The 25,814-nt window shown below is 49.6% G+C and carries 24 protein-coding genes; 14 read left to right on the plus strand and 10 right to left on the minus strand.

From position 1 onward, the window contains the following. The first annotated feature begins 162 nt into the window (after positions 1 to 162). The 7 genes from HHL17_RS32815 (at position 163) to HHL17_RS32845 (ending at position 6,983) form a co-directional block, all read left to right on the plus strand. Complete coding sequence (locus tag HHL17_RS32815; RefSeq protein ID WP_169229016.1) at positions 163 to 774, plus strand: TetR/AcrR family transcriptional regulator; 612 nt, start codon at positions 163 to 165, stop codon at positions 772 to 774. A gap of 66 nt (positions 775 to 840) precedes the next feature. After that, positions 841 to 2,112, plus strand: coding sequence for a TolC family protein (locus tag HHL17_RS32820; RefSeq protein ID WP_240976022.1), 1,272 nt, complete (start codon positions 841 to 843; stop codon positions 2,110 to 2,112). Positions 2,113 to 2,127: 15 nt separating this feature from the next. Beyond that, on the plus strand, positions 2,128 to 3,069 hold the full coding sequence (locus tag HHL17_RS32825; protein ID WP_169229017.1) for an HlyD family secretion protein: 942 nt from the start codon (positions 2,128 to 2,130) through the stop codon (positions 3,067 to 3,069). A 7-nt stretch (positions 3,070 to 3,076) separates the two neighbouring features. After that, entirely contained in the window at positions 3,077 to 4,012 is a 936-nt protein-coding gene (locus HHL17_RS32830) for an ABC transporter ATP-binding protein (protein ID WP_169229018.1), read from the plus strand. Continuing rightward, positions 4,009 to 4,752 (plus strand): ABC transporter ATP-binding protein, encoded by a 744-nt coding sequence (locus HHL17_RS32835; protein ID WP_169229019.1) that lies wholly within the window; start codon positions 4,009 to 4,011, stop codon positions 4,750 to 4,752. Before HHL17_RS32830 ends, HHL17_RS32835 begins: the two co-directional genes overlap by 4 nt. A 9-nt stretch (positions 4,753 to 4,761) precedes the next feature. Further along, on the plus strand, positions 4,762 to 5,868 hold the full coding sequence (locus tag HHL17_RS32840; protein WP_169229020.1) for an ABC transporter permease: 1,107 nt from the start codon (positions 4,762 to 4,764) through the stop codon (positions 5,866 to 5,868). Then, positions 5,865 to 6,983 (plus strand): ABC transporter permease, encoded by a 1,119-nt coding sequence (locus HHL17_RS32845; RefSeq protein WP_169229021.1) that lies wholly within the window; start codon positions 5,865 to 5,867, stop codon positions 6,981 to 6,983. Before HHL17_RS32840 ends, HHL17_RS32845 begins: the two co-directional genes overlap by 4 nt. Here HHL17_RS32845 and HHL17_RS32850 read toward each other — a convergent pair. Both HHL17_RS32850 and HHL17_RS32855 read right to left on the minus strand, forming a co-directional pair. Next, positions 6,980 to 7,243, minus strand: a complete 264-nt coding sequence (locus HHL17_RS32850; RefSeq protein ID WP_169229022.1) for an Ada metal-binding domain-containing protein — start codon at positions 7,241 to 7,243, stop codon at positions 6,980 to 6,982. The genes HHL17_RS32845 and HHL17_RS32850 overlap by 4 nt on opposite strands. Before the next feature lie 6 nt (positions 7,244 to 7,249). Further along, complete coding sequence (locus HHL17_RS32855) at positions 7,250 to 7,963, minus strand: 2OG-Fe(II) oxygenase (RefSeq protein ID WP_169229023.1); 714 nt, start codon at positions 7,961 to 7,963, stop codon at positions 7,250 to 7,252. A gap of 187 nt (positions 7,964 to 8,150) precedes the next feature. Between HHL17_RS32855 and HHL17_RS32860 the strand changes: the two genes are divergently transcribed. From HHL17_RS32860 to HHL17_RS32870, 3 genes are read left to right on the plus strand one after another with little or no spacing between them, the layout of a single operon-like run. Next, entirely contained in the window at positions 8,151 to 9,146 is a 996-nt protein-coding gene (locus HHL17_RS32860; RefSeq protein ID WP_169229024.1) for a c-type cytochrome, read from the plus strand. A 10-nt stretch (positions 9,147 to 9,156) separates the two neighbouring features. Then, positions 9,157 to 9,618 carry a DsrE family protein gene (locus tag HHL17_RS32865; RefSeq protein ID WP_169229025.1) on the plus strand — a complete coding sequence of 154 codons (462 nt, stop codon included), beginning with the start codon at positions 9,157 to 9,159 and terminating at the stop codon, positions 9,616 to 9,618. Between the two features lie 4 nt (positions 9,619 to 9,622). Then, on the plus strand, positions 9,623 to 10,543 hold the full coding sequence (locus tag HHL17_RS32870; RefSeq protein ID WP_169229026.1) for a molybdate ABC transporter substrate-binding protein: 921 nt from the start codon (positions 9,623 to 9,625) through the stop codon (positions 10,541 to 10,543). A 45-nt stretch (positions 10,544 to 10,588) separates the two neighbouring features. On the opposite strand, the gene HHL17_RS32875 is transcribed toward HHL17_RS32870, so the two are convergent. The 3 genes from HHL17_RS32875 to HHL17_RS32885 form a co-directional block, all read right to left on the minus strand. Continuing rightward, positions 10,589 to 11,095 (minus strand): SMI1/KNR4 family protein, encoded by a 507-nt coding sequence (locus HHL17_RS32875; RefSeq protein WP_169229027.1) that lies wholly within the window; start codon positions 11,093 to 11,095, stop codon positions 10,589 to 10,591. A gap of 17 nt (positions 11,096 to 11,112) precedes the next feature. Next, complete coding sequence (locus tag HHL17_RS32880) at positions 11,113 to 11,871, minus strand: class I SAM-dependent methyltransferase (protein WP_169229028.1); 759 nt, start codon at positions 11,869 to 11,871, stop codon at positions 11,113 to 11,115. Positions 11,872 to 11,932: 61 nt separating this feature from the next. Continuing rightward, positions 11,933 to 12,808, minus strand: coding sequence for an NAD(P)-dependent oxidoreductase (locus HHL17_RS32885; RefSeq protein ID WP_169229029.1), 876 nt, complete (start codon positions 12,806 to 12,808; stop codon positions 11,933 to 11,935). Between the two features lie 383 nt (positions 12,809 to 13,191). Here HHL17_RS32885 and HHL17_RS32890 point away from each other — a divergent pair, with 383 nt between their 5' ends. The 3 genes from HHL17_RS32890 to HHL17_RS32900 are packed head-to-tail and all read left to right on the plus strand — an operon-like array spanning position 13,192 to position 18,044. Next, a complete protein-coding gene (locus HHL17_RS32890) occupies positions 13,192 to 15,561 on the plus strand; it encodes a TonB-dependent receptor (RefSeq protein ID WP_169229030.1) in 2,370 nt (789 codons plus the stop codon). 26 nt (positions 15,562 to 15,587) lie between these two features. Beyond that, a complete protein-coding gene (locus tag HHL17_RS32895; RefSeq protein WP_206156243.1) occupies positions 15,588 to 16,829 on the plus strand; it encodes a DUF4374 domain-containing protein in 1,242 nt (413 codons plus the stop codon). 9 nt (positions 16,830 to 16,838) lie between these two features. Further along, the gene (locus HHL17_RS32900; protein WP_169229031.1) at positions 16,839 to 18,044 is read left to right on the plus strand and encodes a PepSY-associated TM helix domain-containing protein; all 1,206 of its coding nucleotides are present in this window, start codon (positions 16,839 to 16,841) and stop codon (positions 18,042 to 18,044) included. Between the two features lie 128 nt (positions 18,045 to 18,172). Here HHL17_RS32900 and HHL17_RS32905 read toward each other — a convergent pair whose 3' ends face one another. After that, a complete protein-coding gene (locus HHL17_RS32905; RefSeq protein WP_169229032.1) occupies positions 18,173 to 19,264 on the minus strand; it encodes a hypothetical protein in 1,092 nt (363 codons plus the stop codon). Positions 19,265 to 19,389: 125 nt separating this feature from the next. Here HHL17_RS32905 and HHL17_RS32910 point away from each other — a divergent pair, with 125 nt between their 5' ends. Continuing rightward, positions 19,390 to 20,760, plus strand: coding sequence for a hypothetical protein (locus HHL17_RS32910; RefSeq protein ID WP_169229033.1), 1,371 nt, complete (start codon positions 19,390 to 19,392; stop codon positions 20,758 to 20,760). A 32-nt stretch (positions 20,761 to 20,792) separates the two neighbouring features. Here HHL17_RS32910 and HHL17_RS32915 read toward each other — a convergent pair whose 3' ends face one another. The 4 genes from HHL17_RS32915 to HHL17_RS32930 are packed head-to-tail and all read right to left on the minus strand — an operon-like array spanning position 20,793 to position 25,805. Continuing rightward, positions 20,793 to 21,917: a DUF4855 domain-containing protein gene (locus tag HHL17_RS32915; protein WP_169229034.1), complete on the minus strand. Its 1,125-nt coding sequence runs from the start codon at positions 21,915 to 21,917 to the stop codon at positions 20,793 to 20,795. A gap of 28 nt (positions 21,918 to 21,945) precedes the next feature. Continuing rightward, positions 21,946 to 22,623: a DUF4998 domain-containing protein gene (locus HHL17_RS32920; protein WP_169229035.1), complete on the minus strand. Its 678-nt coding sequence runs from the start codon at positions 22,621 to 22,623 to the stop codon at positions 21,946 to 21,948. Positions 22,624 to 22,640: 17 nt separating this feature from the next. Beyond that, a complete protein-coding gene (locus HHL17_RS32925) occupies positions 22,641 to 23,846 on the minus strand; it encodes a DUF5000 domain-containing lipoprotein (protein ID WP_169229036.1) in 1,206 nt (401 codons plus the stop codon). Positions 23,847 to 23,879: 33 nt separating this feature from the next. After that, complete coding sequence (locus HHL17_RS32930; protein WP_169229037.1) at positions 23,880 to 25,805, minus strand: RagB/SusD family nutrient uptake outer membrane protein; 1,926 nt, start codon at positions 25,803 to 25,805, stop codon at positions 23,880 to 23,882. Between the last annotated feature and the right edge of the window lie 9 nt (positions 25,806 to 25,814).

Below are 25,814 nucleotides of genomic sequence, written 5' to 3' on the forward strand. Positions count from 1 at the left end.
GTTGTATTTTTCAGAGAAAAACCCTGAATAACATCTTAGCCCAGGGCTTCAGCCCTGGGAACGGGAAATGGAAAAATCGTGGCAAATTAAAATTGAACAGTTGTTTAAAAAGGTTGTTCAAATTCCGAAATATTGTTTTAGCTTTGGATTAAAATCAGGCATATGGCAGGAAAAAAGGAACAGGACGCCAGTACAGAAGAAAAGATACTGGCAGCAGCGCGGGTAGTATTTACCCGTAAAGGATTTGCGGCCACCAAGGTGCGTGACATCGCTGCCGAGGCAGATATTAACCTGTCGCTGGTCAATTACTATTTCCGCAGCAAAGAGAAACTGTTTGAAGTGGTGATGGCTGAAGCCGTACAGAAGCTGGTGTTTGAGATCAGTACCTTTTTTAATGATGAACAGCTGAGCATCCCGGAAAAGATCACCAAGGCGGTCAATTACTACATTGACCTGTTGCTGGAAAACCCGGATTTTCCCTTGTTTTTGGTCAATGAAATCATTACGGGAGATGATATGTTTACCCGCTTTGCGCAGCAGAACACCTTGTTCCAGTCGCACCTGATCAGGCAATTATTTGCCATGAAAGAAGAAGGCAAACTGGCTGTCCACCCGGTGCATATCATGATGAACGTGATAGGACTGGTAGTGATGCCGTTTCTGGCGAGGCCTATCCTGGAACGCAACGACCTGGTGAAAGACGGGGAGTTTGTAACGTTGATGAATGAACGGAGAATGCTAATCCCGTTGTGGCTGAAAGGTATGCTGGGGTAACACCCCTTTTTTTGCTGATGGATTGAACAGTTTTTTAAAACAATAATTCAAACCGAATCATGCATCATGAAAGTATGTAAACTGCTGGGTTGTATCATGATGTTGGCCGGGCTTACGGCGCAGGCGCAGCAACAGGCGCTGACGCTCGAAACATGTTACGCCCTCGCCAGACAGAACTATCCGCTTATCAAACAGTACGATCTGATAGCCCGTACCAGCCGCTATACGGTTGCCAATGCCGGTAAGCTGTACCTGCCGCAGCTGACGGTGTCCGGACAAGCCTCTTACCAATCAGAAGTGGTGAATTTTGCTGAAGTGCTGCCGCCTATCCCTGGCCTGAATCCACCGCAGCTCAGTAAAGACCAATACCGCTTACAGGCGGAACTGTCGCAACAAATCTATGATGGCGGCGTAACCCGCTATCAGCAGGAGGCCAGCCGGGCCAACGAAAAAGTGCAGCAACAAAACCTGGAAGTCAGCCTCTATACCATCCGCGAAAGAGTCACCCAGCTGTATTTTGCGGTGCTGCTCATGGATGCCCAGCTCCGGCAAAACGCCCTGCGGCGCAACAATCTGCAAAGCACGACCGATAAAATGAAAGCCGCCCTGGCTAACGGTGTCGCCTATAGGAGCAATGTAGCGGAGCTACAGGCCGAAATCGTAAATGCCGATATGGCCACCACTGAATTCCGTGCTAACCGTAAAGCCTATCTGAAAATGCTGGCTACCTTTATTCATCAGCCGTTGAGCGATAGCGCTGTGCTGGCATATCCGGATGCGGCCCGCCCTGCGGAAGGTATCCACCGCCCTGAACTGGCGCTATATGATTATCAGCAGAAAACCTACGATGTGCAGGAGAGGCAGCTGAAATCTGCCTACCTCCCCAAACTGAATGCCTTCCTGCAAGGCGGCTACGGACGGCCCACTCTCAATATTGTTAGCAATGACTTCGGTACCTGGTGGATGGGTGGCCTGCGGCTCAACTGGTCGCTCGGCAGCCTCTACTCCCTTAAAAACAACCGCCGCCTCCTCGATATCAACCGCCATATGGTGGATGTCAACCGGGAAACATTCCTGCTCAATACCACGCTCACCATGCAGCAACAACAACAGGATGTGGATAAGTACGCGGCCCTGATGGAACAGGACGATGAAGCGATCCGTCTGCGTTCGGCCGTACTGCAATCTGCCAGGGCGCAACTGGACAACGGTGTTATTACCGTACATGAATATATCTCGCAGGTGAACGCGGAAAATCTGGCCAAACAGACACGTATCCTGCACGAAATACAGCTGCTACAGGCACAATACAACTATAAAAACACTTCCGGGAACTGATTAATTTCTTGTAACATGAAATACCATCTCATTTGGATAGCAACCGCCGTGATGATGATAAGTGCCTGCGGGGACGGCAAACCGGCATATGACGCCTCCGGCAATTTCGAAGCGGATGAAGTGATCGTATCTGCCCAACAGAATGGCGAAATACTTTCCTTCCCGGTGAATGAAGGCGACAAACTTAACACCGGACAGGTAATCGGCCAAATTGATGTGACCATTCCGGCGCTGCAACAACAACAGGTACAGGCCTCCATTCACGCCCTCCGGGAGAAAACCAACAACCCACAGCCACAAGCCCAGCTGGTGGAACGGCAGCTGATCGTCCAGGAAGCACAGCTGCAGCAGCTGTACCGCGAAAGAAAAAGAACGGAGAACCTCGTGAAAAGCGACGCTGCCACCCAAAAGCAACTGGACGATATGAACGCGCAGGTGGACCAGCTGGAAAAACAACTGAACGTTACCCGGCAACAACGCAACCTCTATAATTCCAATATCGCTACACAGAACCGCTCTATCCTCAGTGAACAGGCGCCGCTGGAAAAATCGATGGCGCAGTTTGGGGAGCAGGTCCGCAAAGGGCAGGTAGTCAATCCGGTGACCGGCGTAGTGCTTTCCCGTTACGCGCTGAAAGGTGAAATGGCCACTGTGGGCAAGCCATTATACAAAATCGCCAATATCGATACGCTGTTCCTGAAGGCTTACGTGACCGGTGTGACCCTGCCCAAAATCAAACTGGGACAGGAAGTACAGATACGCATTGATCAGGGGAAAAAAGATTACAAGACCTATCCCGGAACGATCACCTGGATTTCAGATAAGTCAGAGTTCACCCCCAAAACTATCCAGACAAAAAATGAAAGGGCCAATCTCGTATATGCGATCAAGGTAAGAGTGAAAAATGACGGCTATCTTAAAATAGGCATGTATGGGGAAATGCTGATCCATCAATAGCAATAGCATGAACGCAGTAGTACTGGACCATATTACCAAAACGTATGAAGCGGGCAAAGTGCTGGCAGTGGACGACGTGTCGCTGGAAGTGGCTGCGGGTGAGCTGTTTGGGCTGATTGGCCCGGACGGCGCCGGCAAGACTTCCATCTTCCGCATCCTTACCACGCTGCTGCTGCCGGACAAAGGCGCCGCATCTGTCAACGGACGGGATTGTGTGAAAGACTACAAGGCCATCCGTCGCAGCGTAGGATATATGCCTGGCCGGTTTTCCCTTTACCAGGACCTTACCGTGGCAGAGAACCTTCATTTCTTCGCCACCCTCTTTGGTACTACGATCGAAGCCAATTACGACCTTATCCGGGATATCTACGAACAGATCAAACCGTTCAGCGACCGCCGTGCGGGTAAGCTGTCCGGTGGCATGAAACAGAAGCTGGCACTGTGTTGCGCGCTGGTACACAAACCGGAAGTACTGTTCCTCGATGAACCAACTACCGGCGTGGATGCCGTGTCCCGCAAAGAGTTCTGGGAAATGCTGCGCACCCTGAAACAGCAGGGCATTACCATCGTGGTGTCTACACCTTACATGGATGAAGCAGTGCTCTGTGAACGCATTGCACTCATACAGGGCGGCAAAATCATGTCCGTGGATACGCCTGCCAATGTGATCGCCACTTTTCCGGTGAAACTCTATGCGGTGAAGGCGGCTAATATCTATCGCCTGCTGACATCGCTGCGGGAAGATACTGCTATCGACAGTTGTTATGCTTTCGGGGAATATGTGCACGTGACTTTCCGGGATGACGCTGAGCCTGATTTACAACAATGGCAGCAAAAGCTTACGGCACAAGGGCATGAACAGGTAGAAGCAAAAAAGATCAGTCCATCGATAGAAGACAGCTTTATCCGCCTTATGAATGAAAAACAAAATGGACAGCCATGAATGACAAGGTGATCGTATGTGAAGAACTGACGAAACAATTCGGCGATTTTGTGGCCGTTAATCATATATCCTTCGACGTGAGGAAGGGAGAGATATTCGGTTTCCTCGGTGCTAATGGCGCCGGTAAAACCACGGCCATGCGTATTCTGTGCGGATTGTCATACCCTACCTCCGGTAAAGCCACCGTGGCTGGTTTTGATGTCTACAAACAACAGGAGTCCATCAAAAAGAACATCGGTTATATGAGCCAGAAGTTCTCCCTGTATGAAAACCTCACCGTGGTGGAGAACATAGAATTCTTTGGGGGTGTATATGGCTTGTCATCAGCAGAAATACGCCGCCGCAGCGACCGGCTGGTGAATAAGCTGGGACTGGCACCCGAAGCGAAGAAGCTCGTGGGTTCGTTGCCGTTAGGCTGGAAACAGAAGCTGGCTTTTTCTGTCGCCATTTTTCACGATCCGCAGATTGTCTTCCTGGACGAGCCCACCGGTGGCGTGGACCCTATCACCCGGCGGCAGTTCTGGGATATGATTTACGAAGCTGCCGCCGCAGGTATCACCGTATTTGTAACCACCCACTACATGGATGAAGCGGAGTATTGCAACCGCATCACGGTGATGGTAGACGGGAAAGTGGAAGCGCTGGATACGCCCGGTAACCTGAAAGCCAGGTTCCGTGCAGCTTCTATGGACGAAGTATTTTATCAACTGGCCCGCGGCGCTAAAAGGTCGGCCGATTAAAATGATGATATGAAACAGTTGTTGGTATTCATCAGGAAAGAGTTTTTTCATGTGTTCAGGGACAGACGTACCCTGCTGATCATGTTTGGCCTGCCGGTAGTGCAGATCGTGCTGTTCGGTTTTGCCCTTACCAGCGAAGTGAAAAATATAACCCTGACCGTTATAGATCAGGCGAGGGATGTGAATTCCACCCAGATCATCAACAAGATAAAATCATCGTCCTATTTTATCGTAGACGAATCGGCGATCAACTATGACGCCGTAAGTACTGCTTTTAAAAAGGGCACTGCCAAGTGCGCATTGATTTTCCCCGCCGGGTTTGGCAACGATCTGCAACACGCCGGTCAGGCACAGGTGCAAATCCTCACAGACGGCTCCGATCCCAATATGGCCAAAACGGTGGTCAATTACCTGACATCTATTCTGACAGCGTATCAGCAGGAGATCAGTCCCGGGGCGCAGTTGCCTTACCGGATTATCCCTGAGCAACGCATGCTGTACAACGAGGAAGGAAACGGCTCGCTGAATTTTATCCCCGGCGTTATGGCATTGGTGCTGATGCTGGTGTGTACAGCGCTTACCTCGGTAGCAGTGGTACGCGAAAAAGAACTGGGCACCATGGAAATATTGCTGGTGTCGCCGTTTAAGCCGCTGTTAGTGTTGCTGGCGAAAGCGGTACCATACCTGGTGCTGTCACTCGCTAATTTCACGCTGATATTGGTGCTGGCTGTTTTTGTATTGCATGTGGAAGTAAAAGGAAGCATCCTTTTATTGTTCCTGGTAAGCACGTTGTTTATCATCGCCTGTTTATCTATCGGGTTGATGATCTCTAATACCACCAATTCCCAACAAACGGCCCTGTTATTATCGATGATGGGGATGATGATACCCACGCTGATTTTTACCGGGTTTATGTTTCCGTTGGAGAATATGCCGTGGATATTCCAGATGATCTCTTATGTGGTGCCTGCCCGCTGGTATTTCCTGATCATTAAGGCAGTGATGCTGAAGGGGCTTGGTTTTTCCTATATCTGGAAGGAAACGGCAGTATTGCTGGGGATGACGGTGGTGGCGCTCTCCGTCGCATTGAAGAACTTTAAAATCCGTTTGTCATGAGGATGCTGCGTTTTATTCTGAAGAAAGAGTTCCGGCAGATTTTCCGTGACAAGACCATCCTGGCCATGATGCTGGTGATGCCAACGGTGCAGCTGATCATCCTTCCGCTGGCCATGAACTTCGATGTGAAGAATGTGAACGTGGCGGTGGTGGACAACGACCACAGTAGCTGGTCGCAGCAGCTGATCAACAAAATAGGCGCTTCGGGATATTTCCGGATTGTAGCGGCGGCGCCTTCTTTCCGTGAGGCGCTGGAGTATATTGAAAGGGAACAGGCTGATGTGGTGCTGGAGATTCCGCCTGGATTTGAGCGTAACCTGGTGCGGGAAGGTGAACAGCATATAGGCGTGTCCGTTGATGCTATCAATGGTACCAAAGCCGCGTTGGGTGGCAGTTATCTGTTGACCGTCATCGCTGATTTTAACCAGCATATCCGGTTGAATGAACGGGGAAAACCTGTTCCCGGCAAGGGTGTGAATATTGGTATTACGTATTCCAACTGGTACAATCCGCTGGCCGAATACCGCTTTTACGTAGTACCTGCCGTGATGGTGCTGTTGCTGACATTGATCGCGGGTTTCTTGTCTGCGTTGAATATTGTGCGGGAGAAGGAGATGGGGACGATTGAGCAGATCAATGTAACGCCGATTAAAAAATGGCAGTTTATCCTTGGCAAATTAATCCCTTTCTGGGTGGTGGGCATGGTGGTGTTTACGCTGGCGCTCACGGTGGAGCGGGTGGTGTACGGCATATGGCCGGTAGGTAGTTTCGCGCTGCTGTACCTGTTTGCCGCGGTGTACCTGGTGGCATTGTTGGGGTTTGGCCTGCTGGTGTCTACGTATACTGATAGCCAATTGCAGGCCATGTTTGTGGCTTTCTTTTTTGTGATGATTTTTATGCTGATGAGCGGGTTGTTTACCGCAGTGGACAGTATGCCCGGCTGGGCGCAGGATATCGCTGCGCTGACACCGGTGACACATTTTGTGAAAGTAGTACGTATGATTGTGCTCAAAGGCAGCACGTTTGCCGATGTACAGAAAGAGTTTCTATACCTGGTGGCTTTTGCGGTGGTGCTCAACAGCTGGGCCATCTGGAATTACCGGAAAACCAGTTAACCCTGTTGTGTTTTCCACCTGCGGTAGGCTTCCGGCATACAATGCCCGCAGGGCCGGTATCCCAGGGCCTGTGCTTCGGCTTCTCCTGAAAAGAATACCCGGTTGTTGGTCAGCATTCTTTTGCCGGAACGGCAGGAGAGCAGTCCGTATATTTTCAGCCGGCGGTTGCCGCCCAGCGTCAGCTGCCCTTCCTGCCTGAGCCGGCATATCTGCCGGTTGCGCGCCATGGCGCTCTGTCCCATTGCTGCATGATAAAACATAATGCCTTAGGTTAATGCGTCGTGGAAAATGATGCCCAGCGTATGCCTGTTACCGTTATGAACCGGGCTGACGCCGTGTTTCATATTCACCCGGTAATATCCTTTGCTGCCTTTAACGGGCCTGAAGTTGGTGGTGAAGATGAGCATGCTGCCTTTCCGTGGTTGTAACACATTGACTTTGGATTGTGCCCGGGGGATTTGTTCGGTGAGAACGAACTCGCCGCCGGTATAGTCTTCTCCCGGTTCGTTCAGGAACAGCACGACCTGTAACGGGAAATAAATATCGCCGTAGAGGTCCTGGTGCAGCGTATTAAAGCCACCGGCGCCATATTTCAGGATTAATACCGTGGGTTTGTCCTGCCCGGCGGTTTTGCACTGTTGCAACAGCTCTTCATGTGTGTCAGGGAAAGTTTTACCTGTTTGCAGCACCTCCATCCATTTGTTGGCCACCGGTGCAATGTGCGTGTACACTGTTTGCCGCATGGCGGTGATCAGCGAAGACAACGGGTATTTAAAGTATTTGTATTCCCCGCTGCCAAAGCGATAGCGTTCCATGACGATCGTCTTGCGATAAAGATCGGGAGAAGCATAATTCCTGATCAGCTGGTGGCATTCTTCTTCCGTCAGTACATTATCTACCACACAGAATCCTTTGTCGTGCAGTGTTTCGGTGATACCGGCCCAGTCCTTTGTTTCCAGCCGGTTAATGATGTTGTTCATATGTCGTAATTATATCGTTACAAAAGTAGGATGACTACCATCCATCAGAAACCCGTTTCTTGCGGTTTTGAAATGTGTTATCGGTTTTATAACTTTCGGTTATGGATGATAATCAATTGTGATGATAACAACTCTGAGGCTGCTATTATCTTTGAGCTATTGAATTGTGTTCGGAAACTATAGTACAATGAAAACAGACTGGATTCCCGTTTTGCTCTTTGCCACTACCGGCCTCGTAGTAGCAAAAGAATGCATCAGCGCCTACCGTCAAAAGAAAAAAGATGACGAGGCTTTCGCCGCCTGGCTTACGACCCACCAGCCGGAAAATGTTTGGAGTGGCTCAGCCAGCAGCCAGATACCCAATTCCACGGAGCGTGGCCGCCTGATACAATATGGCCACGACCTGATCGCCAACACCGCGCAATACCTGGGACCGCAGGGCGCTGTTGCGCAGATCTCCAATGGCATGAACTGCCAGAACTGCCATCTGCAGGCCGGTACGGTCCCTTATGGCAACAACTTCGGCAAGGTGTATGCCACGTATCCGTTGTTCCGTGCCCGTAACAACGGCGTACAGACCATCTACGACCGTGTGAAGGACTGCTTTGAAAGAAGCCTCAACGGTCATGCACCGGACACCAACAGCCGAGAGATGCAGGCTATATACGCCTACATACAATGGCTCGGTGAAGATGTGCCGAAAGGTACCAAACCGCAGGGCACCAGTATCATGAAGCTGCCGTATCTCAACCGGAGCGCGAACCCTTCCGCCGGGATGCTGGTGTACAAAGAGAAATGCAGCAGCTGCCACGGTAAAGAAGGAGAGGGGCAGCCCAGTCCGGTTGGGCCAGGGTACAGTTACCCGCCCTTATGGGGACCGCATAGTTATAACGATGGCGCCGGACTTTACCGCTTAAGTAATTTTGCCGGCTTCGTATATAACAATATGCCGCTGGGAACAAACTATCACCAGCCGATGCTTTCAGAAGAAGAGGCCTGGGATGTGGCGGCGTTTGTCAACAGCCGGCCCCGGCCACATCTCAACCAGGAGAGCGATTGGAAGGTAGTGGCTAAAAAGCCGGTGGACTTTCCTTTCAAACCATACACGGACACTTTTTCGGAGCAGCAACATAAATTTGGTCCTTACCAACCGATAAAGGAAGCGCAACAACTCACAAAATAAAAACCCAGATATGAAGAAATTCCTTGTAGTTCCATTGATGATGATGATGTATACCGGTTACGCACAAACGACCGATGCCCAGCTGCGCCAAAACCGCGAATACACCGGCGCAGTAGCCAAACAGAAGCAGTACCATGCCATCTATCAGCTTGACAAGAATGATCCTAAAGTAATTCAGAAAGCCATCCGTAATATCAATAATGCACTGAATGACCCACGCCTCAAAGGCAAGTTGCAGATAGAGCTGGTGGCTTTCTCCGCCGGTACAGACGCCTATCTCAAAGGCAATGAATACGAAGAAGCGCTGAAAGCACTGGTAGGCCGCGGCGTAATTGTAGCGCAATGCCAGAACACCCTTGAAGAAAGAAAGATTCCGAAAGAACAGCTCTATGACTTCATTGCACTGGTGCCCAGCGGCAATGGGGAATTGATCATCCGTCAGGCCGAAGGCTGGTCTGTTGTTAAACCGTAAGCTTATGAAAAGATTGTTTTTCCCCGTGCTGTTGCTGACAGCACTAGCCCATAGCGCCTATGCGCAGGACCACCGCTTCGATCCGCCGTGGAACAAACCACCGGAAAGCAAGGTAATGTTTACCGTGCCTGGTGTGGATAATGTACCGGATCTATATGGTGATATCAATGATCCACAGCTGGTAGTGTTTTTCGCCGGTAATCAGTTTATGTGCATCGATGAGCTGCTGGCAGCTTTTAAACAGCAATATCCCATTTATCAACGCGTGTTCGCGGAAACACTGCCACCAGGCATCCTGGCGCAACAGATAGAAGGCGGTTCGCTGACGCTGGGCAATATGCGGATTACGCTGAAGCCCGATGTGTACACTGCCGGTAAGACGCGTATCAACGCCATGACAGATCATTTCAGTCGTACGGAAGTATATGCCTATAATAAACTGGCGCTGATGGTGCCTAAAGGCAACCCTGCGAAAGTGAACAGCCTGGGCGACCTTGCGAAGCCGGGTGTGCGCATAGCCATGCCTAATCCTGCCTGGGAGGGCATTGGCAAAAGAATTGAAGAAGCTTATGTGAAAGCAGGCGGTGAGCAGCTGAAGCACCAGATCATGGATGCAAAAGTGAAAGACAGCACCACTTTCCTGACGCAGATCCACCACCGGCAGTCACCCATGCGGATACTGTACCGCCAGAGCGATGCCGCGCCAGTATGGTATTCTGAAGCCTGGTACCAGCAGATGATCGGTCATCCGGTATCACTGGTAACCATTCCTGATAAACATAATATAACGGCCACGTATATGGCGGGGCAGTTGAAAAATGCGCCGCATCAGCAAGCTGCGGCCGATTTTATGGATTTCCTGGTCAGTGATAAGGCGAAGGCTATTTACCGCAAGTACGGCTTTAGTGTAGAACAGCCCGGTTGAGATACAACTAAAAAAAGAAAAGGTGACCACTGGTCACCTTTTCTTTTATCTGCGTGAAGATTGGAGATGTGAGCAAAAGTCCATAAAAGAGGGTGCTATCAGGATAGCATCCTCACTTTCTTCCGGGACCATCAGTTTTATAATTCCGGTTTTTAAGTCTAGCCAGTAGTCGTGGTCGCCACCATCGCCGGCAAAAGGAAGATGGGTTTCGCAGAACTTTTTCATGGCAGGGGAATATCCTTTTCTTCTCTCCCAAACATCCCTGACAGAAAGCAGCACGGGGGAATCATCTCCGGTATGCCGCGGAATAAAATAGAAAGACTCAATTTCCACATCGGTGTAGCCGTCTTTAGACACGTCATAAAAATGATCGCGATAAAACACACAGCCTTTGGTGAAATATCCGCCGTTAGCTGCCAGCCAGAACCTCACAAAGTCCTCCCTGCCGTTAAAATGATCAGGGAGCAAGGCATCGATGTCTGACACGGAAAGTGTTTCCCAGCTATCTTCGAGCAACAGATCATCTCTTAAAAAAGGAATCTTGTTAGTCATCTATCCGTAATTATAGATTAGGACAACTGGCCCCAGTACATCCGGGTGGTATAATGAATGGTGATATACCCATCTTCCTGGAACTGGTCAAACAGCTGTTTGAGATCAGCCGCCAGCGCGGGGTAACGGTCGTCTTCCCGGGAAGGCATATACGAAGAAGACAGCAGCCTGCCTTCCAGCCCGTTGTAGTCGAACACCTGTTTGTTGGCAAACTCTGTGAGCGTTACGGATGATGGATGATAGAACTGTTCTATGACAGCGATATCTATATTCCGATGATTAAGCTCCTTGTATTGGTTGCCATGGCGTTCAATCAGTTGTTCGTAGGCCTTTTCAAATGGAGAGCCGGTCATTCTTTCATTCCATATCAGCACCACATATCCTGTTGATTTTAATATGCGCTGAAACTCAGTACGGGTAGTTTCCTGATTGAACCAGTGAAATGCCTGCCCCGCTATGATCACATCGATGCAATGTTTTTCGAGGGTCGTATGTTCTGCAGTGCCATCTACCGCGTTGAACTCCGGGTAATCTTTCAGCAGTTCTTCACTTTTCTCCCTCATCTCTTTGTTAGGCTCTACTCCCAATACGGTATAGCCTTTTTGAAGGAACAATTCAGAAGAGATGCCGGTGCCTGAACCGATATCGGCTAATAACATGCCGGGTTGTAGTACAGACTGTTGTTCCAGGTAGGTGATCATCTCTATCGGGTAGTGTGGCCTGTATTTTACATAATCTTCCACACGGTTACTAAAGCGACTGGTATTATTTTGCATACTTACAATATTAATAATATTTTGTCGCTTGGGAAAACGTGTGGAAGATGATGTACCAGACTTAGTAGGTCTTGTAAGCCGCTGCTACGTGCTCGTTGCCATAGCCTGCATCCTGGGCGCGTTTGAAGATACCTTTAATAAAGGTGGGTACTTCAGCGGAGATGTTGGCATCTTTGGCATGTTGGATAAACATGTCCATGGAGCCGGCGCAGAGGTTCAGCGAGCTGTGGTTGGCGTTGTAGTTGCCCGCGCCAATAATGTCACCCTGTTGTTTGAGCATTTCTCCCAGTGCCGGCGCCAGTTGGAACATCATATTGCCCAATGCGGTAGCCGTCAGCCCTTCTGACTCGAAAAGTTTAATGCTGTGGAAAAATCCGCCCATCGCACTGAAGAGGACGGAGAGGAAGCCCATGTCCCAGGTGGAGGCGGCGCCCGGGTCTTCTCCCATGTATTGTAATGCGCCGGCAACGGATTTTAACGTGGCCTCACTTTGCGTATAGGCGTCTTTGTTACCGGACATGAAAAATACGGTGTCTGGTCGTCCTACCTGATCGGGTACCGCCATAATGGCGCCGTCAATATAGGTGATGCCTTCTTCACTGGCCCAGGTGTTAAATTCACGTGCTTCCTGCGGAGTACCGGAGCTGAGCTGTACAAATAATTTTCCTTTTAAAGCGGCTGTTGCCCCTGCTGTTTCCAACAGTGTACGGCTCACGGGATAATCGGTCACGCAGAAAATAACCACCTCGCCTGCGGCGATGGCTTCCGTCACACTGCTGGCCACAACGGCCCCCAGCTGCTGCAATGGCACCGCCCTGGCGGCACTACGGTTCCAAACAGTTACGGCATGTCCCTGCTTTAGAAATGAACGTACCAATGCTGCACCCATATCTCCTAATCCTATTACGCTAACGTTTTTCTTTACTGCTGTTGTCATCGTTTTATATTTTTTATCATTGATGACACAAATGTCAAATGAATCAGGATGCTGAACAATAAGGGCAAAAATCTTCAGATACGGACATTTTTTTCCGGGTACTTAACCAAATATTCGCAATGCGGAAAAAAATCGGGGTATAATTTTTCCTGATATCGAAAATGATTTCATTTTTCGTGAGATACTTTTGCACCCGGTCAATTACCTATAACACATTGTACATTCTTTTCCGGAAATGTAGCTCCGGATACTGACCAGACAATCATGTATCGTTAAAAAAGGTGGGAATTCCTGCCCGGTATTGTATTGTTAAACATGGCGGGGATTCCCGCCCGGCATCGTATTGCCTATACCCAACGGAACGAACTAACAATATATAAACAATGCACATCAAAAAGATTCTACTGACAGGCATTCTAAGTATTTTATCCCTATTCCTGTATGCACAGAGCAGCATCAGCGGTAAGCTGAAAGATGCGTCGGGCGCTCCCATCCCGGGAGTGTCCATCAAAGTACAGCATGGTACTGCCTATGCTGTTTCCAATGTTGAAGGCTATTATCATATTAAAAATATCCATCCGGGCAAACACACCCTGTTGATATCTGCCGTAGGCTTTAAAAGCCAGAAGAAAGAACTGACGCTGAAAGATGGTGAACAATTGCAGTTAAATATCGACCTGGAAAATTCCATCAGTGAAATCAATGCGGTATCCGTGATTGGCCGCTCTGCCAGCCAGGAAGTGAACCGGCAGGCATTTAATGTGACCGCCATCGATGCGAAGAAACTGTATAACTCCACGCTCGATCTGTCTCACGCGCTGGACCGTGTTTCCGGCGTAAGGGTACGGGAAACCGGCGGCCTCGGTTCCCGCATGAATTTCTCCCTCAACGGTTTTACCGGCCGGCAGGTGAAATTTTTCCTGGATGGCGTACCCATGGATAATTTCGGCTCTTCTTTCCAGCTGAATAATATCCCGATCAACCTGGCGGAAAGAGTGGAAGTGTATAAAGGCGTAGTACCTATCTGGCTGGGTGCTGATGCCTTGGGCGGCGCTATCAATATCGTGACCAATACCAACCGCAACACCTTTGTGGATGTATCTTATTCTTTTGGTTCCTTTAATACACACCGCTCCACACTGAATGCCGGGTATACTTCCAAAACCGGTTTCACCGTGCAGGTCAACGCTTTCCAGAACTATTCCGATAATAATTATAAGGTATGGGTAAACGTAGCGGACATCAATACAGGCGATTATTACCCTAAACAACACATCAAACGTTTCCACGATACCTATCACAATGAAACCGTGATCGCGAATGTAGGTGTGGTCGGTAAAAAATGGGCTGACAAACTGTTGGTAGGCATCACCCTGGGAAAAAATTATTCAGAGATACAGACAGGCGCCCGTATGGTAAGCGTATTTGGCGACTGGCACCGTAGAGGCGACATCGTTATGCCCAGCATCAAATACCAGGTGAAAGACATGTTCGTAAAAGGCCTGAACTTCAGCCTTACCGGTAATTATAACCTCGGCTACGAGCAGAACATTGATACCATGTACCGCCGTTACAACTGGTTCCAGCAATACAAACAGTATAACGGGAAAGGCAGTGAGCGGGAACGTTCTATGTACAAATTCCGTAATAACAACGGACTGGCTACCGCCAACCTCAGCTATCAGCTTAGCCAGCGCCACTCCTTCATCCTGAATGATGTATTCAGCACGTTTAGCCGTTCCGGTAAGGATGAACTGTTTCCCAATGATGAAAAATACGACCAACCCAAGAAAGTACGCAAGAATATACTGGGACTGGGATACAAGTTCGACTACAGTGAAAAATGGAACACTTCTGTTTTTGTGAAGAACTATTCCCAGCGCAACAGCTATTCCCAAAGCTATAATCCATCCGGTAACTGGGGCGATGTGGCTTACAAAAACCAGGAAAGCAGCTTCAATAAAGTAGGCTATGGCGTTGCTTCTACCTACTTTATCAAACCTTCCTTACAGGTAAAAGGTTCTTACGAAAAAAGTTATCGTCTTCCTGAAACAGAGGAGTTATTTGGTGACCTGATCAACCTGGAAGGTAATGTGAACCTGAAGCCTGAGAGCAGCAATAACTATAACCTGGGCATCAGCTACCAGGTGAATATCCGGAAAGATCACCGGCTGAGCTTTGATGGCAACCTGCTGTACCGCGATGCCAAAGACTTTATCCGGCCTATGCTGAACCCTAACCAGACCAAACAAACCAATGGTAACCTGGCGGATGTGACCAATCTCGGCGTGGACGGTGAGGTACGTTATTCTTACAAACAACTGTTTACCGCAGGCGTGAACATGACTTATCAGAACCTGCGTAACAATACCCGTTTTGAAGACGGCCAGAAAGAACAAAGTCCGTTGTACCGTGACCGTATTCCCAATATGCCTTACCTCTTCGGTAATGCTGATGCGTCCCTCTTCTTTCATAATGTGCTGAAGAAAGGCAATACGCTGACATTGGGCTACAATTTCCTGTATGTACATGCCTATTACCTGTCATGGCCCAGCCAGGGCGACGAAAAGCTGGAGATCCCCCGTCAGTTCTGCCAGGACGTGAACCTTGTATACAGCCTCGCCAACGGCAGATATAACATTGCCGTAGAGTGCAAGAACCTCGCTGATAACCGGTTGTACGACAACTTCACATTGCAGAAACCAGGACGGGCATTCTATGCCAAGGTGAGATACTTTTTCAATAAAAATTAATAAGGACAGCGGTTAAATAAACAGTCATGAAGAAAATCAGCAAATATTTGTTTCTGGCGGCAGGCATTGTGTTTTTTATGTCCGCCTGTGATAAGGAGGATACCCTGAGTACAGAAGATTTTAAGGAATACGAGCCGCAAGGCCGTACCAAATATATTATAACGGCCACGCCTGTAGGTACTACCGGTATTGCTGACTATCTGCTGACGGCAGATGACGTAAGCGGTGGCTCCATTTCTACCAGTGGCAATGGTAAAGAGCAAGACGGTTCTTACCGCTACTACCTCACCCATAAAGGGCGTTTCTTCAGTCTGCTGTATGGACAAGGCAATCCCGGTGATGTGACGACCTATCGCCTCACTGAGGGCGGCAAACTGGTGATGACCCGTTTCTTTCAGGCGGAAACCGTACAGGTGTTAGCCAAAGTGCAGGATGAGCTGTTGTTGATGAAAGTACCGCGCTCCGGTAATGAAAACGCTTCTTTTTATCGTATAGATGCGCTGAAATCGCGTGTGAATGGAGAAAAACAGGTGAACATCGTGCAGCTGGCAGCCAACGGTGAGCGGGCGCATTTCACCTGGGCCACACAGGTAGGCAATAAAGTGTTTGCGCCATATATGAGCATCAAAGGTTGCTGTGGTGATGCTTTTGGCACCGCCTATCCCGACAGCAGCTGGATCGCTGTGTTCTCTTATCCTGATCTCAACCTGGAAAAAGTGATCCGCGACAACCGCACCAGTTTTATCGGCAATTACTTCAATAACGGACTGGCGGTAACCGAAAAAGGAGATGTATATGGTTATTCACCGGCATCTGCTAAAAACGGTTCCCAATATACTTCTACCAAGCCATCCGCCATTGTGCGCGTATTGAATGGCACCACAGAATTTGACCAGTCTTATTTCTTTAATGTACGGGAGAAGTCCGGTGGTTACAATATCTCTTCCCAGATGTACCTGGCCAACAATAAGATGTTGCTGATGATGTATGACAAGCCCGGCGCCTTCAACGGCAACCTGAAACTGGCCGTGGTGGACCTGGTGAGCCAGACTTTTGATTGGGTGAAAGGTGTGCCGGAAAGTGTTATCAGCACTTCAGCGCCTTATAACAACAATACTTTGTCTGACGATGGGAAGACTGCTTTCATCGGACTGAATACGCCGTCCGGCAACTGGATTTATAAGATAGACATTGCATCAGGGACCTTTACGCCAGGAATGAAAGTAGAAGGTGGTACCATCACTGCGATCACTAAAATGATCTATTAATCCGCCATCATGAAAAAAACACCGAAAAAGAAACAGAACAAGTCATTGTTTTACCGGATCTCTGCCTGGCTGCATCTCTGGCTGGGGCTTATTTCCGGTATTATCATGGTCATCGTGTGCGTGACAGGCTGCATCTGGGTTTTTAACGAAGAAATCACCGGATGGCTGCAGCCGGAGACAAAGATTGCAAGGCAGGATGCACCGGTGATACAGCCGTCGCGTATCCTGGAAGTAGCCGCGCGGGAGTACCCGGGCAAACCTGCCAGCTACGCTATCTACCGCGAAGGCAGGGTGATAGAAGTCAATGTGGGTGGCCGCCGCAGCGGTTCTACACTCAAACTGAATCCTTACACCGGCGAGATCGTCAGTAAAGTGACCCGTAAAGAGGGAGAAGTGGATTTTTTCCGCTGGATACTGAACGGGCACCGTTTTCTGTGGATGCCTTACAAGATAGGCCGGCCTATTGTGAACTACAGCACCCTGGTATTTGTGATCACGCTGGTAACGGGAATGGTGCTTTGGTGGCCTAAAAAATGGACGAAGGCCACCCGTGAACAAAGCTTTAAAATCAAGTGGGGCGCCAGTTTTAAGCGGGTCAATTATGACCTGCACAATGTACTGGGCTTTTATGCGCTGCTGGTTTTGTTTGCTATAGGCGTTACCGGTATGGTCTGGGGATTGGAATGGTTCAGCAATGGACTGTACTGGGTAACCGCCGGAGGGAAGCCGTTGCCGGAATATACGGAGCTGAAATCCGACAGTACGCAGGCTGCCAACAATCACCTTACATTAGCACAGGCGATGGACAAAACCTGGTACCAGGTGGCTGCAAAGAATCCCCGTGCCACCGGATTTTATATGGGTTTCCCGGATACCGCCAAAGCGGCATCTACGATCTCCATGATCGTATATCCCACCAAAGGGCAGTATTACAACAACATCCGGTATGCATTTGACCGCTACACGCTGGCGGAGATAAAAGATAACAGCGTATATGCGCAACCGTATGAAGAAGCCGGTTTCGGCACCAAACTGCGGCGCATGAACTACGATATTCACGTAGGCAGCATTATGGGACTGCCGGGCAAGTTCCTGGCTTTCTTTGCCAGCCTTATTGGTGCTACGTTACCTGTCACCGGCTTCCTGATCTGGTGGGGGCGTAGAAAGAAAAAGCCGCAGCCAACGCCTGCCAAAAAAGCGGCACTAACTATTTAAAGATTTTTTGATTTGCGATTTTTTGATTTCGTGGATGATAAAAGGAGAAGACCAAAGCGGGTAACCAAATCGCTTTGGTCTTCTCCTTTTTAAATCAAAAAATCGCAAATCAAAAAATCTCTAAATATTTATTGTTCCAGCTGTATACCGTCCAGGTCGTCCATGCGGGCGATGAGGCCCCAGCCGAAGAAGTCATTGGCCACACCGATCACCAGTTCATTATTGCCTGCTTTGAGCGGCAGGTAAAAGGAAGCGTTGTCGAGGGAGCAGCGGCCGGCCGGTACTTTCGCGAGTGGTGTGCCGTACCTGTTTTTATCCAGGTACACCGGTTGACCATTAACGTATACCCATACATCGTCGCTGAAGCCGAGGCTGATTTTTTTCATACCGGCCGCCTGTGCCTGGATGGTGGTCTTCAGCCACACGATGCGGCGGGTGTGACTTTTGCCGAACTGGCGGGTGAGGTTGACCAGGCCGCGTCTTTCGGCGATGATGGAGTCCCAGCTGAGCTGTTTGGGGAAACCGTTGAGGATATAGTGTTCATGCGGCAGGCTGTCAGGTTTACTGATCTGCCATTTGCGGAGGTAACGGGGATCATTAAACGTAGGATCGGTGCCGGGAACAGGAGAGAGCCCTTCTGTTTCGCCATATCTGATCACCAGGTTGGCGATGTAGGCCTGTCCGCTGAAAGCGATGGCGCCGTGATTGGTATTGCCTTCCAGGTAAGGGATATATAATACGGGTTGATGATTGACATATGCCCGCATTTGTTTTCCGGAGATGATCAGCTTCACATGATTCCACCTGCCTTTATCGAAGGGGGCGTTGCCCTGGAATTGATACAGCATGTCCCAGAGATTGACTTCATCAATGAAGGGCGTGTACTGTACACCCTGCGGCGCATAGGGCTGTCCGGCAAAGGGAGTGCGGAAATAGAAGCACTCTTTTTCCTTCGCATTGGCCCTTCTGAAATACATCGATGTAAAATCATCGCCTACCGGTTCGATGTCATATTCAATGGTGCCGTCGGCGAATTCCGGGCCTTTCAGCAAGGCGTGGCTGTCCCGGTCTGTCAGTTGCATGGCCGGCACATCACGGTATGTCAGGAACTTGACTTTGTCCGACGCAAATTCCCATTTAGCAGCTTTTAGCGGTATCTGTTGTGCCATTCCCTGCATGCTGATAAACAGCAGCACCATGCCGGTGATTTTTCTTGTCATGATCTGTTGATTTTTGGATTTGAAATTCACATGCGGCAAAAGTGAATAATGAGTAACTTAACGGCGATTCAAAGCGCCAACAAGTTGGTGCAAGTGTGTGCAAGTTTGTAAGTAGTTGCTTTTAAATGGAAAATAATACTGATAATTATTATATACGTTTGTGCCTGCAACAGGTGGAAACGAAGTTGAAACGGGGATGTTCCACCGAATGGACCACGTACGACTTTGATAAACTCAGTGTGGAGATACAGGAAGCAACGGGCGTATCATTGAGCGTAACCACCCTGAAAAGATTGTGGGGCAAACTCTCCTATCAGCATATGCCGGCCATGACAACGCTGAACACCATCGCTCGTTTTGCGGGGTATGAAGACTGGCGGGATTTTAAACAACAGTCGCAGGCAGATCTTCCTGTGGCGGAAAATACAGCCGCAGAAAATCATCTCCTTAAAGAAAATATATCCACAGCAGGTCATCCACTTAAAGAAAGTTTATCAACAGCAACTCCTCTGCCGGAACAGCAGCCGTCAGCAGCAGCTCATCTTCCTCAACAAGATAAAAAGCGCTGGCGGTATGCGTGGTTGATATTATTGTTGTTGCCGGTAGCTGGCGCATTTTTTTTGTGGGGCCGGCAACCGGTGAAGAAAATTAATGCTGCCGCCTATCAGTTCAGCAGCAACAAGATGGTCACTGAAGGGGTCCCCAATTCCGTGGTCTTTAACTATGATGCCGTAGCAGCAGGCGATGACACCGTGTTTATCGCGCAAACATGGGATATAAGCCGTAAGGTGGCGGTGCCGAAGGACAAACATCAATACTCTGCTATCTATTATATCCCGGGTTATTTTAAAGCTAAACTGATGGTGGGAGAGCAGATCGTGAAAACACATGATCTGTTGATTACTTCCGGAGGCTGGGTGGCTTTGTGTGAAAAGCCGTCGCGGGTACCGGTGTATTTTAAGAAACATGAATTCCAGCGTGATAGCATGCTGTCGGTGGATGTGCCGCTGTTGCAGCAATATTATCTCTACGACCGGCCGGAACCGGCGCCCATACGTTTTGTGAACGTACAGGACATGGGTTCATTGCGAAATGATCATTTCGTGTTTGAAACGATGGTGAAAAATCCGAAAAATGATAAAAGCGCTGCGTGTCAACTGGTGCAGGTGTTGTTGTTGTGCAAGGACGATGTGATTGTGGTGCCGTTATGCCCTAAAGGCTGTGTGGGAGACTTGCAGCTGTATGGCCGTGGTAAAGGTGTTTCCAGCAAAGATGCGGACCTCTCCGGCTTCGGCTGCGACCTCGATAACTGGGTGCCATTGAAGGTAGAAGGCAAAGGCAGGAAACTACGGTTCTGGGTAAACGGTGAAATGGCATATGAGCTGGATTGTCCGAACGCCGCCACGGATATTGTAGGGCTGCAGTGCAGGTTCTTCGGCCCTGGCGCCATCAAAAACACCCGGTTCATACAGGATGACCGGGTGCTTGCACTGTGAGGGCATGACTGAGGGAAGAGAATAGTTAACCGTTAATTGCCTGCTGCTTTTTGTCTGACAACAATCGTATCTGAAAGCCTTTTTACCAGTCCCATTATTTCCGGATCGGTGCTGTTGCACATTTTCAGCCATGCACCACCTCCTTCGTAATAGGCCACCGGCAGGTTTTTCCATGCGCCGCTTTTACCAAATTCGTTCATGTAATCCGTATACTTCTGGCGATAGCCTGCCTGGGTCATCAGGCGGTCATCGAATTCCATTTCCAGCGCCATTTTGTTGGTTTTGGCAAAGTTGATCGCACCGGTGAGGATAGAATAAGGTGATGCCAGATCGAAGAAATAATTAGGCTGTTGATATGCGATATCGAAGCCTGCGGTTTTCCAGTTGGCCGCGCCTGCTGCGCCATAGTAAGGTATCCAGTAAAAACGTTGTTGTTTGTTATGCAGCATACTGGCCACTGTGGGTAATATCTCCACGGCGCCGGTATTCTGTTCTGCTACCCAATAGAAACCGGACAGTTCAATGTGTTTAAAATTAGCGGCCTGCCATTTGGCCATGGCTGTTTCCACGTACCATTTACAGGCGGCTATCCTGTCGGCGCTGTCAGCGAAGTTGAGGTTCTTACCATTCAGCTCGCCCCAGTTGCTCAGGCTGCGGATCGGTTCAGGGAGTGTGAGCACCACCCTTCTTTTTCGTGCAGGCTTGATGTTTAGTAACGCCAGGCTGTCCAGCTCATCATCGAGTGCGTGCAGCGCTTTGCCACTTTCGAAGTTGCGGTCCAGCAGCCATTGCCATTCCGTTTTGCCGGCGGGCGTGGGGTTGTAACCTTCTGCATAATCGTGGCCCATACCGTCTGTGAATTCGATGAAGAGGAAGCCGTCGAACAGCCACTCCACACTACCGGTGCTGGTAGTTCGGTAAACGTAAGGTCTGAGCTGGTCTTTGGTCCAGGGCAGGCGTTGAATACCGCCCTGGTAAATCAGTGCCAGGTCGGAAATATAAAAGACGGGCGCCGGTTGAGGCTTAGGTTTCGCCGCGATGGTGTTTTTTTCTTCCTCCGGAGATGCCACCATTTGTGCCTTCTGGCAGGAGGTAGTAACAGAAGCCGTGGATGCCGCGAAGGCCAGGCTTGTCAACAGAAATGATAGTTTTAACATGATATACCGGTTTAAAAGTGAATAATGGTTATAGCGGTGTCCGCGTAACGGCGGTTGTATAGAACGTGTCTATACAAAGCGTGTCCGGACGGAATAACGTGCGATAAGAGAAACTGCTGCCGGGCTTATAATCTTTCAACGTGGTACTGTTGGCGGTACGCGGCTCCTTTACGGTGATAGTGGAACCCATATTGTTGGTATAGGTCACTTCCATACCGGTAACGGTTTCTTCTACCAGTCCCCAGCTGAGGACGGCGTTGCCATCAGTGACAATGGCGTTGGTCAATGCGCGATTGAGCAGGCTGTTTTTGTAAATAGTACCGTAAGAACGTCCTGTAATGTAGGCTGGGACTGAGCGGGAGCCGGTGTTGTTCCAGGTGTATACTTCAAAACTGTAAGTGCCTTCCGGCATATTGTTGAACAGGTGGTACATGGAGTCTACACCCTGCGTTCTTTTGACGGGCATAATCACAGAATCTCTTTTGCTGTTATAGTAGATCGTGATACCGGTGATCTTGGGATCGGAGATAAGCAGCCAGGTAAGCTCCAGCCGGCCGTCGCCGGGCAACACCTTCAGGGAGTCCACGCGGCCGGTGTAGGAAATTTCCTGCCGTCCGGCAATGTCGAGGTAGGCGTCCATTTTAGAGCAGCTGGCGAAGATCATCATCCCCCATAACAGGTATAATAAGACGGATTGATTTTTCATGTATATAATTTTGATCGTTATTGGGTATCTCCCCAGAAAGTGATTTCGGAAAACGATATGTTACCATTGCCCATCCAGTTTTCCAGGCATTTGAGGCGGATGTAACGGAAGGCGGGCATGCCATCGGGGAAGTTGGCCATATCGCCGCGCAGCCATACTTCGGCATCGGCATCATTGTATTGTTCGCCTTGCAGGCCGGAAGGTTTTACCTGTTCGTAGTACAGTATTTTGGTCCAACTGTCCCAGCTGCCATCGGCGGATGGATTGTTGCTGCCCCACAGTTCATACTTGCGCAGGGCCTTATTGATGAAGCGGTAGTAATGGTTGAGGCGGAAACGGCTGATATGCGCCGTCTGTCCCAGGTCAATAGTGATATGAATCGGCGTGCCGTCTGTAGGTCCGTTGGTGGAGAGATTGAGCCAGTTGTTGCCGTTGCCGTCATAAGGACTGTCGAATGTGGAAGAGTATTTTCCATCCCAGATGAAGCGGGGCGCAATGTTCCATTCGGTGGTATATATAGGGCCGTCGCCGGGGAATTTGATCTCTCTGAATTTTGATTTGTCGAGCATTTTCTCGAACAGTGGCGTCAACTCCTGGAACATGGTATCGGAAGTGTTACCCCATTTGTCGCGGATAAAGACACCAAAGCGGGCTTTGACGGCCGGCAGCCCACGGAACGTATGATTACCGTCTTTGGTGGCAGAGAAATAAGTGTCCAGCAAAGCGATATTTTTTGTGGTGGAATCAGGGCCGCAGAAACCTATTTCCAGATCGGAACCGGAAGGGTTACTGAACTTCAGGTTAACGCCCCCGAAATCAGCGATCATAGAAAAAGATTTGAACACGTCGGTGAAAGGTGGTTCCAGCGGGTGTATGGTGACGGACACCGGTGTAGAGCGTACCTCGCTTTTGTTAACGGAATACAGCTTCACTTCATAAGGGGAAGTGTCGCCCAGTCCTTCTATCTGTAAGCTGTTGGTATAATAGGATGCTTTGAACTGACGTACTACGCCCTGTTTGGTGGAAACTTCTGCCAGCACATACAGCAGGTTGGTGCTGGAAGGCAGTACATACGTGAGTTTGGCGCCACCCGGTGTAGGCGTTTCCGTGATCTTCGTCACATTCTCCGGCGGTGTGGAATCGTCTGACTTAGGTTTCATCATTTCTTCCTTGCAGGCGGAAAGCCAACCGGCTGCGAGCATTAAAAAGATATATCGTTTCATAAGTTGCATGTATTGACAGGAAATGAAAATGGTTTACCAGCCAGGATTCTGTACCAGATTGGTATTCACGGTGAGATCATATTCGCGGAGCGGCCAGAGATAGTCGCGTGGCGCTACGAACGTTTGCTGGAACAGGGTGCGTGGACGGTAGTATTCGGAGGCTACACGTTGGTTCACGTCCCATCCCAGTACCGGTTTGTTTTCGTATATCACGGCTTTTTTCCATCTTCTCAGGTCCCAGTTGCGGGAACCTTCAAAGCACAGTTCTATCATGCGTTCCTGGTGGATGATGTCCCGCAGGCCTTCTTTGGTGGAGAATTTACCCGGACTGGTGGAATAGTTGGTCCAGGAGTTGACAACTCCGTCGAGGCCGGCGCGTTTCCGGATTTTGTCAAGCCAGGTAATGGCGTCCGTGCCTTTGCCTGTTTCGTTCAGCGCTTCTGCATAGAGCAGGTACAGATCGGCGAGGCGCATTTCTGGCCAGGGGTAGCTTTCTGTTGTGTAGCTGTTGTTGGTCTGCGTAAATTTCCAGTTTACCAGTTTCTTAGGCCAGTAGCCGGTTTCGGAGTAGAACTGATCAGATACTTTACCCTGTGGTTGTCCGAATTTGGCTTTGATACTCCAGGCATTTTCGTCGGAAGCATTGCTCTGCATGAACCAGCGGCCGCCGTCGAAGCCGAGGCTGGCGTAGAAGCGGTTTTCGCGGTCGAAGTTGAGCCGTGCGGTGGTATAGCCTTCCTGTATGTTGAGCCTGTCTGCGTAGGTGCCTGTACGTAGTTCATAACGCCGGCCATAGTCCCATGTTTTGTCTTCATTGATAGGGACACCATGATTACTGTAGAATGTCTCCGCCATCTTGATGGTAGGCGCCATATAGGAGCTCAGGTAAGTGGGATTAGGAAAGGTCGGGTCTATCCGGTCGGCCATGGAATAAGTCTGCAACACATTGTCCACGCGGCCGGAGAGTGCCCAAACAGTTTCTGTGTTCCATCGTTCGGTGACACTGCCGCGTATGCTCATTTGCGTGGCCGTAGCGGGGGATATTTTCACGAAAGGATCGGTGAATTCATACAGCCGGATACCTACGCCCGCACAGGTTTGTATGGCAGCTTCACAGGCAGCGGCAGCTTTTTCCCATTTGGTGGCGTCGTAGTTGGGATTAAACAGCAGCTGACCGTCTTTGTCTTTGAAAGAGGAATAGTCGGGGTTGCCGTTGAACAGCGGGCTGGCGGCCAATATGAGCAGTTTGGCTTTCAGCATCTGTGCCGCGGGTTTGGTGACGCGTCCCAGTTCTGTGCCGCGGTTGGTAATGTCGGCGGGTAGCTCAGGAATGGCTTCGTCCAGCAGCCTGGTGATATAGTCCACTACTTTGTCCACCGGATCACGTTTTACTTTAACCTGTTCAGGTGTGGCGGAAACAGGCAGGCTTTTATCGGTGATGGGGATAGGTCCGTACATGCGTAACAGGTAGAAGTGATAGTACGCTTTGAGGAACTTCACTTCAGCGATCCAGCGTTTCTGCATGTCGGGGCTGAGGTAGGAGATATGCTTGTAGGACTCTCCCTCAATCATGTTCTCGAGGAAGATGTTACAATCGCGGATAGCTTTGAAATACGGCTTGGCATGATTGTTACCGTTCCAGAAATCCACCCAGGGGTTCACAATGTTTTGTTCGCCGCGGGCTATCTTCCAGGGCGACTGGTAGAAGTAGTTGTTTTCGTAGTAGGTCCACATATCATCGGCGCCGAAAAACAGGATATTGGAAACAGGCCCTGCATCGGGGAGATAGCCGTAGCAGGTGTACAGGTATTTCTCTGCTTCAGTTTTATTGGAGAACGCGTTTTTGAGTGTTACCACGTTGTCCGGAACGATATCGAGGAAAGGTTTTTTACAGGCGGTGGTGAACAGGCCTGCAGAGAGGACTATCCCGTATATGCTGTATAGAAAAGTTTTTTTCATGTGACAAGT

The organism is Chitinophaga fulva (assembly GCF_012927205.1).
Lineage (GTDB): Bacteria > Bacteroidota > Bacteroidia > Chitinophagales > Chitinophagaceae > Chitinophaga > Chitinophaga fulva.